Annotated in this window: 8 protein-coding genes; all 8 read left to right on the top strand. The window is 55.7% G+C overall.

The genetic code is table 11. The features are described 5' to 3' along the window. Positions 1-427: 427 nt before the first annotated feature. From GC127_RS00940 to glmU, 8 genes are read left to right on the top strand one after another with little or no spacing between them, the layout of a single operon-like run. Positions 428-1,735 carry a nucleotide sugar dehydrogenase gene (locus tag GC127_RS00940; protein ID WP_151976055.1) on the top strand — a complete coding sequence of 436 codons (1,308 nt, stop codon included), beginning with the start codon at positions 428-430 and terminating at the stop codon, positions 1,733-1,735. A gap of 14 nt (positions 1,736-1,749) precedes the next feature. Further along, positions 1,750-3,699, top strand: a complete 1,950-nt coding sequence (locus tag GC127_RS00935) for a glycosyltransferase family A protein (RefSeq protein ID WP_151976054.1) — start codon at positions 1,750-1,752, stop codon at positions 3,697-3,699. After that, the gene (locus GC127_RS00930) at positions 3,699-4,625 is read left to right on the top strand and encodes a hypothetical protein (protein ID WP_151976053.1); all 927 of its coding nucleotides are present in this window, start codon (positions 3,699-3,701) and stop codon (positions 4,623-4,625) included. Before GC127_RS00935 ends, GC127_RS00930 begins: the two co-directional genes overlap by 1 nt. Positions 4,626-4,658: 33 nt before the next feature. Beyond that, positions 4,659-5,405 carry a DUF6270 domain-containing protein gene (locus GC127_RS00925; protein ID WP_151976052.1) on the top strand — a complete coding sequence of 249 codons (747 nt, stop codon included), beginning with the start codon at positions 4,659-4,661 and terminating at the stop codon, positions 5,403-5,405. 16 nt (positions 5,406-5,421) lie between these two features. Further along, entirely contained in the window at positions 5,422-6,459 is a 1,038-nt protein-coding gene (locus GC127_RS00920) for a GSCFA domain-containing protein (RefSeq protein ID WP_151976051.1), read from the top strand. 31 nt (positions 6,460-6,490) lie between these two features. Next, positions 6,491-7,177, top strand: a complete 687-nt coding sequence (locus tag GC127_RS00915; protein ID WP_254699953.1) for a hypothetical protein — start codon at positions 6,491-6,493, stop codon at positions 7,175-7,177. After that, positions 7,177-9,162 (top strand): class I SAM-dependent methyltransferase, encoded by a 1,986-nt coding sequence (locus tag GC127_RS00910; protein WP_151976050.1) that lies wholly within the window; start codon positions 7,177-7,179, stop codon positions 9,160-9,162. Before GC127_RS00915 ends, GC127_RS00910 begins: the two co-directional genes overlap by 1 nt. A 16-nt stretch (positions 9,163-9,178) precedes the next feature. Beyond that, positions 9,179-10,534 (top strand): bifunctional UDP-N-acetylglucosamine diphosphorylase/glucosamine-1-phosphate N-acetyltransferase GlmU, encoded by a 1,356-nt coding sequence (glmU, locus tag GC127_RS00905; RefSeq protein ID WP_151976049.1) that lies wholly within the window; start codon positions 9,179-9,181, stop codon positions 10,532-10,534. Positions 10,535-10,634: the final 100 nt, after the last annotated feature.

The following is a 10,634-nucleotide window of genomic DNA, read 5'->3' as shown; positions in this document are numbered from 1 at the left end:
CCTGCTTGGCCCCATCGGAAACATCCCGCCAGCGGAGGCTGAGGAGAACTTCTATGCACAGCGCGACGTGCTCGATATGGTCGCGTGAAATGAAGCTATAGGTCTCCGGTGAAACCGGGACGATTCACCAAGACACACGACCCCAGCTTAATTGTGCGCAGCATATGACTCCCCCGATGCGAAGATATTACTAACCTTTTTGAACTGTACGTAATGCAGGATCCTCCGACAATTATGAATCTTGACTGCCATCGGCGCAGACCAAATCCTTTACCGTCTTGATCTCCACAGCAGTAGATGCCAGTAACAATATTAAATGGCACCTAGTAAAGTCATGCAACACAGAAAAGCTATAACTATGCTTCGTTGTGGGTCGGAGGTCTAGACTGCTACTTAAACGAAAAAAATCGTATGTGTTGGGGACATGATGCAAAAACCTGAAGCTCTCGGTAAGTTTTCCAAGTCTGATCACATTCGCATTGCCGTAATTGGCCTAGGATACGTGGGCTTGCCTTTAGCGGCCGCGCTTGGGAAGCACTATCATACCGTAGGCTTTGATCTTAAACTAAAAAGGGTTTCCGAACTAAACAACGGATACGACTCGACAGGCGAGCTCGAAACGGGCGAGCTAAAAGCCACGCGAATGCTAGAGTTTTCGTGTGACGAGGCTGATTTGAGTTCGTGCAACGTGTTCATTGTTGCCGTGCCCACACCAGTTGATGCGTCCAGAAATCCAGATCTTACTCCGCTTATTGCCGCGTCTCGGACAATAGGCCGTCACATCAAACGTGGTGACATTGTGATTTATGAATCGACTGTTTACCCCGGCGCAACAGAAGAAGAGTGTATTCCGGTAATAGAAACTGTTTCCGGGCTTAAGTATAATCGAGATTTTTTTGCCGGTTACAGCCCCGAGCGAATAAATCCCGGCGATAAAGAACGTCCCTTGACTAAGATAACGAAGGTAACCTCGGGCTCAACACCCGAGGTGGCGGAATTTGTCGACGAGCTGTATAACAGCATTATTGAAGCTGGCACCTACAAGGCTTCTTCAATACGTGTGGCTGAGGCCTCAAAAGTCATCGAAAACACTCAGCGCGACGTTAACATTGCACTCATTAACGAGCTTTCAATTGTATTTTCTTATTTAGGCATTGATACAAACGAGGTTTTAGACGCAGCCGCGACGAAGTGGAACTTCATCCGTCTCAGTCCTGGCCTCGTTGGCGGCCACTGTATTGGCGTTGACCCTTATTATCTTGTTCACAAGTCTATGGCAGTTGGTCATATTCCAGATATCATTCGTACTGCACGCGAGATCAACGACGGCATGCCGCGCAATGCGGTCACCCGGCTTGTTAAGGCGATGATTGAGCGCGACCTTAGTGTCAAAAGAGCTAAAGTCCTTGTTGTTGGCTTCACGTTCAAGGAAAACTGCCCCGACACGCGAAACACAAAAGTCATAGATTTGGTCAAAAACCTCAAATCTTATGGCATGGAGATTGACATCGTCGACCATTGGGCGGACCCCGCCGAAGCGCATAACGAATATGGTCTAGACACCTCAACTACCTTGCCAGAAACTGGCGCATACGACGTGGTTATCCTCGCCGTCGCCCACGGCGTGATCGTTCGTGACGGCGCGTCCCGCCTGCGACAGATCATGCAGCCCAACGGCGTCCTTTTTGACATGAAAGCCGCATTTCCGAAGGATCAAAGCGACCTGCGCCTTTGACGGGAGTCCCAGAAATGAACACCCCAGACACATTGAAAGAAACCGCAGAGAAAATCCGCATGTCAGGCGACTTCGATGCAGAGTGGTACCTGAAAACCTACCCCGACGTCGTCACACTGGGCGTGGACCCTGCTGAGCACTATCTGAAATACGGCAAGATGATGGGGCGGCAACCAGGGCCCGAGGAACGGCAGCAGGAAGCGTCGCGGCCTGCAAAGGAGAGACAGGCGGATGACGGGAAGCCCGAGATCGACTCCTTTATCGCGGGCAGTCTGGCGGCCTACGGGGGCAAAAAGGCGTTTCCCTCGATCGTGTCGCTGGACGATCTGCCTCTAGTCAGCGTCGTCATGACCGCCTTCGACTGCGCCGACACTATCGAGCGCGCGGTCCTGTCGCTGGTGATGCAGTCTTGGCCAAAGATCGAGGTCGTGGTGTGCGACGACAGAAGCCGGGACGAAACATGGAACATTCTCCAAACGCTCCGCCGTCGCAGCCCCAGCATCATGAAGATTGTGCGCCTAGGCACAAACAGCGGAACATATATCGCCAAGAACGTCGCCGCAGCCGAAGCCAGCGGCGACATCGTGATGTTCCAAGACTCAGACGATTATTCCCACCCCGACCGAGTTCTGGTGTCGGTCCTGCCGCTTCTGGCGCAGCCGGAACTGATCGGGACGCGCACCCAATATGCCCGGTTCGACCCCCATACAGGGCGGGTAATCCGCGTGGGCGATCTGATGTCGAAGCTCGGACTGATAACCCTTGCGGTGCGCGCCCGCGCATTCCGCGAGGTCGGCTATTTCGACGCGGTACGCAAGGCCGGGGACGACGAGTGGTTCCAGCGACTGCGCCATCTCTACGGACGGGCCGCAGTCGCCGATCTGGGGGTAACGCTCTACGCGGCGGAACTGCGGCAGGGGTCACTCGCGTCCGACATGATGTCCAGGCGCGACGACGGCTCTGTCAGGCAGTCATCGTCGTCCGAGCGGCATGCCTATGTCGAGACTTTCCAGAAACGCTTTGCCGACAAGTCGCGCCCACGCAGCTGGTATCGCGCCACCTTTCCGCCTGTGCCGAAAGCACCGGCCGCCGCCTATTCGCCTTCGCTGCAGGTTCTGTCCGACACCCGCATACCCGTATTCGCCAACCTCTGCTCGATCCCGTCGCGGATAACGAAGCTTGAGCAGGTGGTCGGCCGCATCCTGCCACAGGTCGATCATCTGACTGTCTATCTCGATAAATACGAAGCCGTGCCGGAGTTCTTGACGGCGAACCCGGGCATAACCGTGCGGCGGTCGGCGGAGTTCGACACCGATTTCCGCGACAACGCGAAATTCCTAGACTTCGACGAGCGCAAGAAGTCGGGAACGCCGTTCCATTACCTGACGCTCGATGACGACATCGTCTATCCGCACGATTATGTCCGCACCCTCGTGGACCGGCTGGGTGCGTTCGACAACCGCGTCATCGCTGGGGTTCACGGCGTGGTCTGCGTGGAGCAACCCTCCGCCTATTTCCGCAACCGCTTCATCTATCACTACCACAAGGACGCGCTGACAGCCCCGCGGCTGGTGAACAACCTCGGCACCGGGACGGTTTGCTTCCATGACTCGCTGTTCGATACGCTCAACCCGCGCCGCTGGCCGCTGGGGGGGATGGTGGACATCTTCCTTTCGCTTGAGGCGCGGCGGCGCAACATCCCGATGCTGGCGATCGACCGCCATGTCGGCTGGCTGCGCGATTTCGAGGGCGCTCCCGAGATGACGACCCTGTACTCCGAAATGCACGACAAGGAACGGATCATGTTAGACCATCTTGACACCGGCACACCCTGGGGCTACGTCTCTATGCTCGATGCCGTCGCTGCACAGCCCGCACCGCTTGCTCGTAGGTTGCGCGGGCTGCTGCCCGCCTTTCCCGAGGCGGTTTCGGTGATCGATAGTTTCAACAGGATGCGCGGCTGATGGTCGCTCCTGACCCGCAGGCAAGCGCATCGTCCAGAGCGCCGCGAGAGGTACGGATCGCGGGGATACGGGTCCCGCTCGACGTGCGGGTGGGGCGTGGCGAGGCGCTGGTGGTGCTGTTTCACGGCGGCATGAAGCGCGACAAGCGACCGTTTCCGTTCTTTCAGCCATTCTTCCCAGTAACCGCTAGCCAGATGGCGATCTCCGATCCGACGATGTTCGCCGATCCGGCGATGCCCACGGGATGGTATGTCGGCTCCGAAGGCGAGGATCTACCGCACCAGCTGTCGGCGCTGATCCGCGACGAGGCGGCGCGGCTGGGGTGCACACGCCGGGTTTATGTCGGCGGGTCGGCGGGCGGGTTTGCAGCGCTGATGTATGCTCGGCTCGATCCCGGCAGCATTGCCATCGCCGCCAATCCGCAGACCCGGTTGCAGAGCTATTTCATCCCGTCCGGGGTGGATCTGTTCCGCCGTGCCTGCTGGCCCTCGGCCGACAGCGTCGAGGAGCTGGCCCGCATCGCGCCCGTCGACGTCTGCGCGCAATACGCGCGGGGCTTCGACAATCACGTGATCTATATCCAGAGCTCGGGCGACCACGATCACGTGCAGGGGCAAATGGCGCCGTTCCTGGCCGCCATCGATGCCGCCCATGCCGATCGCGTGATCTTCGACGTGGGATACTGGGGAATTCCCGGGCACAGCGGCTCTGCCCCGCCGCGCGCCTGGCTGCCGTGGCTGCGCGCGGCGCTCGCCACACCAACGATTACATCTGCGGCCCTGTTGGACACCCGTCACGCCCTCGGCGAACCGGCCATTACCACACCGGCAAGGCCTGCCCCGGCCAATCCCGCCGGCCCCGACTCCGCCGACGTTCGCCGCGCCGAACTGTTGCGCGATCTGACACTAGGTCAGATTCCTGACTGAAAAGTAGACATTAAGTCGAGAAGTGATAACCTAATGGGCGTATTCATTTTCGGTTCATGCGTTTCTAGGGATGCGTTCAGTCTCATTCCCAACGATCTTCTGCTTTCGGGCTATGTGGCTCGCAGCTCTTTCGGAAGTGCGTTCGCATCGGAACGCTTTCCCCTCAGCATCGACGAACTCGATCCCGATTGCGCCATTCAAAGTGCCTTGCAACGCAGCATGGTTGCGATCGACCTAGACAAGTCAGCGGCCACTATCTTGACCCGGGCAGCACCGTCCACCGATCTCGTAATCGTCGATTTCATTGATGAGAGGTTTCAGCTGGCCGTGGCCGGGGATACATGTGCTACGTCTTCGGTTGCCTTCCGAGAGGTGGGCAAAAAGCACGGTTTTGTGTATATCCCAAGCATGGAAGAAGAGCATTTCCAGCGGTGGAAGCAAGGGTTTCGGACGTTTCTCGATCTCGCTCAATCGCTGTCACTGCCCGTCGTTCTAAATGCTGTCCGGCTCGGGGGTGCGAGCCGGACAGGGCAGTTGATCCCCGAGATCAAGTATCGACCGCTTGAGGACTATCTCGATAGACTGTATGCTTGTGTTGAAAAAACCGGCCGGTGTGAGATATTCCGCAATCCGTGCGAGCCGTTTCTTGATGAGTGTCACAAATGGGGCGTGACGCCATTCCACTACGAAAATCGCTATTACCGCCCCTTGATCGCTCACATCGCCAAATTAGCGAAATCGCCTGATCGCAAGGCTGGTACCGCTACTTTAAACAGATGATGACCGGAGGTCGAACATGAGCAATCCTTACAAATCCCTGCACAAGAAAGCCTTCTGGCGGCCCGCCGTCGCGGAACGCCACTATGCGGATCTTGAAGATCTCTGGCAGCCGCTTGAATTGAAGAAAGCGCACAAGGTCGCAACCGCAGGCAGTTGTTTTGCACAACATATAGGTAACAATCTGGCCCTGCGTGGTGCCAATTTCTTGGATATGGAACCCGCCCCGCCACTTTTCGAGTCCGAAACAGAGGCACGTCGTTGGGGCTTTGGGGTCTTCTCTTGCCGTTATGGCAACATCTACACCACGCGCCAACTCATCCAGCTCTTTGACGAGGCGTTCGGCAACCGGACCCCCACAGAACGGGTCTGGGAAAAACAGGGTCGCTTCTTTGACGCCCTACGCCCAAGCGTAGACCCGGTAGGTCAAGATAGTGCCGAAACCGTTATCGCCCTGCGCGAGCGGCATCTTTTTAAAGTCCGTGAGATGTTCGAATCCCTTGATCTTTTTGTATTTACACTTGGCCTGACGGAAGGATGGGAAAGCGTCGAGGATGGCACCATGTTTCCAATGGCACCGGGGACCCTCGCAGGCAGCTATGAGCCAAACAGATACCGCTTCCACAACCTGCGTCACTCTGAGATTTTGGCCGATTTGAAGGGCGTGCTTGAACGGCTCAAGAAGGTCAATCCGGGGGCGCGCATCCTGCTAACGGTGTCACCCGTGCCCCTCACGGCGACAGCCACCGAACATCACGTACTGTCCGCTGCCGTCTATTCCAAATCGGTATTGCGTGGGGTGGCTGGCGAAATGGCAGAGGATTTTGAGGATGTAACGTATTTCCCATCCTATGAGATCATTTCTTCGCATCCCTCTGGCGGTATGTTCTTCAACCCAGATCAACGGACGGTTAATCAGTTCGGGGTTGATTACGTCATGAAGCATTTCTTCTCTGGGACGCTCGCTGAGGAGTTTAATTTTGAGCATACTTTGAGGCGGGAAACCGATTTCAATCTAATCTGTGATGAGGAAAAACTAGAGAACGCTCTCAAGTGAGTTACGGCAATATTTATGGAGATTGAAACGCGTGCCCGATGCATACACGGCTCACCCAACGCGCCCTGAACTTTCTTTTCCAAGCAGGGAGGCTGCGTACCTGAAGTTAGCATACAATGAAGCTCGTGTTATTTTGGAATATGGCTCCGGCGGATCAACCGTGCTCGCGTCTGAAATGTCCGATAAACTCATATTCAGCGTTGAGTCCGATTGGCGTTGGGCAATACGCGTTCAAAGCTATATTGATGCTGGCAATCTACCGTCTCCGGCAACAGTTCACCACGCCAATATTGGTCCTACTGGCACTTGGGGTAGACCTTTAGACAATACACACTGGTCAAAGTTTTATAATTACCCGCTTTCCATTTGGGAAAAGCCTTTCTTTCGTCATCCGGATTTAGTCTTAATTGACGGTCGCTTCCGCGCAGCCTGCATGATGACGGTAATGGCGCGCATCACCCAACCGGTAACGGTACTGTTTGACGACTATACTGAACGTCTACCTTATCATGTTGTAGAGGACTGGCTCAAACCGCGTGAAACAATTGGTCGCATGGCTGTTTTTGATGTTTTGCCAGGACTATTAGGCCGAAAAGCTCTGTGTGAAATTAACAAGGCTCTTGAACAGGCTACCTATTCGACAAAGGAGCCATTCTATGAAATGCAGGCAACTGACGCGGTAGAGCAACGGCGAAAGAATAGTAAGGACCACGGATAATGAATCTTAGTAAGAAATCCCACGAAACCATGGTCAGCGTATCGACACAAGACTTCTTTGCACCTGCAACAATAAAACCTTTGTTCTGGCGTCCACGCTTTCGCTCACACTCACAAATTCAGGTTCATGCGCCAATGCTTCTTTGGTTGGCGGCCGATGTGCGTATTCAGAAAGTTTGCGTGCTAGGAGTCGGCGACGGGTTTGCACATTTTCTTTTTTGTCAGGCCATTGATAAGCTAAACACTCAAGGAAGCTGTGCTGGCTTTGGCTTTTGGAAAGACCCCAAGAGCGGTGAGCCACTAACTCAGCCCCCCTATATACTCAGCGAGCATGCCGAGCAGTTCTATGAAGACATTTCAGATATCAGGGCATGTCGCGATAAGTCCGAAGCGATTGCAAATTTGGTCGAGCATAGCCTAGATCTTCTTTTTATTGACCTAGATGCATTGGGTGAACGTGATTACCCGCATGTTGAAGATTTAATCAGACTTTTGCAAGCGAACGGAATCTTGGTAGTGCACGGCACCAACGCGCTATGGCAAAATGCGGATGATAGTATTGGATTGGCAAAACAGTTGCGTCGCCTTGACAGACTGGAATTTAACTACGGAGCTGGACTGAGCATTTTTCCTGTCGGGGAGGATACGTCCACGCGCGTTAAAAATCTCATGTCTGTGTGTGAGAATGGTGAGGTGCCAAGCGATATTCAGCGTGTATTTCGTAGGCTTGGACAAAGTTTGGTAGCAATTGAGGAAACCCGCAATTTGCAGTCGAAGCTTGCGGCTTCCACGAAAGCACATGCTGAAGCCCAAGAAGGTCTGAAAAACAAAAAACAAGAACTCGCAGATCTGCATGAAGCCTACGAGCAGCGGAGTAGGAAAGTATCACAAACGCAAAGTGAAATATTTGATATAAAAGCAAGCCTGAGTGCTGCTTTGGCTGAACAGAAGCAATCTGAAGAGTCTTTGGCCGTGGTGCAAAAAGCTCTTGAAACAGCCCACGCGGAACTTGAGGCGCAGAGCCAAGAACTGATAGCAGCACAAGATGCGGCGCGTGAGGCTGGTATGCGTGCCGAAAAGTCTGAGAGTGAGCTTGATGCAGCTCACGCGGAACTTAAGGCACAGAGCCAGGAACTGATAGCAGCACAAGATGCGGCGCGTGAGGCTCTTATGCGTGCCGAAAAGTCTGAGAGTGACCTTGATGCAGCCCACGCGGAACTTAAGGCGCAGAGCCAGGAACTGATAGCGGCACAAGATGCAGCGCGTGAAGCTGGTGTGCGCGCGGAGAAGTCTGAGAGTGAGCTCGAGGAAACCCGGGCGGAACTTAAGGCTCAGAGCCAAGAACTGATAGCAGCACAAGATGCGGCGCGTGAGGCTGGTATGCGTGCCGAAAAGTCTGAGAGTGAGCTTGATGCAGCTCACGCGGAACTTAAGGCACAGAGCCAGGAACTGATAGCAGCACAAGATGCGGCGCGTGAGGCTCTTATGCGTGCCGAAAAGTCTGAGAGTGACCTTGATGCAGCCCACGCGGAACTTAAGGCGCAGAGCCAGGAACTGATAGCGGCACAAGATGCAGCGCGTGAAGCTGGTGTGCGTGCCGAAAAGTCTGAGAGTGAGCTCGAGGCAGCCCGGGCGGAGCAGCTTACCATCAAAAAAACCCTGGAAGGTGAGTCGGAGCGTGCCGCACAACTTGAGGCAAAGATTAAAACAGAGAAACGCGTACTAGAGATGGAACGAACCACGCGTTTCCAAGAAACGGCTGCACTGACTCGTATGCTGGAGGAGATGCGTGTTGAATTGAATACTGCCGTAGATAGACGCCAGCACGAGTTCGAGCGTGCCGCACAGCTTGAGCAAAAATTCAACGAGGCGGTTGCGATTATTGAAACCCTTAATTTCGAGAACGCCGAGCTATTGAAAAGCACTTCTTGGAGAATGACTGCACCGATGCGTAAAATTAAACTGGCGTTTTCAAAAGAAATATAATTCAAACGAGTTTGGAATGGCGACGGCACTGATCATATTGGCAGCAGGTCAGGGGACGCGGATGAATTCCGACCTTCCCAAAGTGCTGCATCCTATCGGCGGCGCGCCGATGCTAGGGCATGCCATGCAGGCAGGCGCGACATTGGAGCCAGATCAGGTGATCGTGGTGGCCGGGCACGGGGCCGAAGCGGTGCGTGCAGCGGCCCATGACTTTGACGAGACCGCAGAGATCGTAATCCAGTCCGAGCAACTGGGAACTGCACATGCGGTGGCGCAAGCCGCGCCGCGTCTGGTGGATTATCCGGGCGATGCGCTGGTGCTCTATGGCGACACGCCCTTTATTCAGCCTGAAACGCTGGAACGGATGCAGGCGGCGCGCAGCGCCCATGACATCGTTGTGCTGGGGTTCAAGGCGGCTGATCCGGGCCGCTATGGCCGGTTGGTGATGCAGGGACAAGACCTTGTTAAAATTGTCGAATTCAAGGATGCGACCGAGGCCGAGCGCGCGATCACGCTCTGCAATAGCGGCGTGATTCTGGCACCGGCAGCGCTGCTTTTCGATCTGATTTCAGAGGTGGGCAGTGCCAATGCGGCAGGCGAGTATTACCTGACCGACATCGTGGGTCTGGCGCGGGCGCGGGGGTTATCGGCAACCGCTGTTACTTGCGACGAGGCCGAGACGATGGGCATCAACTCCCGCGCCGAACTCGCACGCGCCGAAGCCGCGTTTCAGACGCGCAAACGGGCCGAGGCGCTGGAAACTGGCGTGACGCTTGTCGCGCCTGATACGGTGCAGTTTGCCTATGACACTTGGTTGGGCCGCGATAGTCTGGTCGAGCCTTATGTGGTCTTTGGCCCCGGCGTCACGGTCGAGACTGGCGCGCATATCCGCGCCTTTTCCCATCTTGAGGGCTGTCATGTTGCGCGTGGCGCGGTGGTGGGCCCCTATGCCCGCCTGCGCCCCGGCACCGAATTGGCGGAACATGCCCGCATTGGCAATTTCGTTGAGGTGAAGAATGCGCTGATCGGCGAGGGGGCCAAGGTCAATCACTTGAGCTACATCGGCGATGCGCGTGTAGGCGACGAGAGCAATATAGGCGCGGGCACCATCACCTGCAATTACGACGGTGTGAGCAAGCATGAAACGGTGATCGGTGCGCGGGTTTTCGTGGGCTCGAACACGATGCTGGTGGCCCCGGTGACACTGGGCGACGGGGCGATGACCGGCTCGGGATCGGTGATTACGCGCGATGTGGCCCCGGACGCGCTGGCCATTGCACGCGCCCCACAGGTGGACATGCCGGGGCGCGCGCGCAAGCTGTTCGATATGTTGAAAGCACGCGCCGGAAAACGCGACAAAGGATCAAACTGATGTGTGGGATTGTCGGAGTTCTGGGGGATCACGAGGCGGCACCGCTGCTGGTTGAAGCGCTCAAGCGTCTGGAATATCGCGGCTATGACAGCGCCGGGAT

This window comes from Roseovarius sp. EC-HK134 (assembly GCF_902498815.1).
GTDB lineage: Bacteria > Pseudomonadota > Alphaproteobacteria > Rhodobacterales > Rhodobacteraceae > Roseovarius > Roseovarius mucosus_A.
Note: the sequence above shows the minus strand (reverse complement) of the source record. Positions and strands in the feature narration are given on the sequence as shown.

Coding starts and splice junctions, on each gene's coding strand:
- GC127_RS00940 (WP_151976055.1), top strand. CDS start 428: ATGCAAAAACCTGAAGCTCTCGGTAAGTTTTCCAAGTCTGATCACATT.
- GC127_RS00935 (WP_151976054.1), top strand. CDS start 1,750: ATGAACACCCCAGACACATTGAAAGAAACCGCAGAGAAAATCCGCATG.
- GC127_RS00930 (WP_151976053.1), top strand. CDS start 3,699: ATGGTCGCTCCTGACCCGCAGGCAAGCGCATCGTCCAGAGCGCCGCGA.
- GC127_RS00925 (WP_151976052.1), top strand. CDS start 4,659: ATGGGCGTATTCATTTTCGGTTCATGCGTTTCTAGGGATGCGTTCAGT.
- GC127_RS00920 (WP_151976051.1), top strand. CDS start 5,422: ATGAGCAATCCTTACAAATCCCTGCACAAGAAAGCCTTCTGGCGGCCC.
- GC127_RS00910 (WP_151976050.1), top strand. CDS start 7,177: ATGAATCTTAGTAAGAAATCCCACGAAACCATGGTCAGCGTATCGACA.
- glmU (WP_151976049.1), top strand. CDS start 9,179: ATGGCGACGGCACTGATCATATTGGCAGCAGGTCAGGGGACGCGGATG.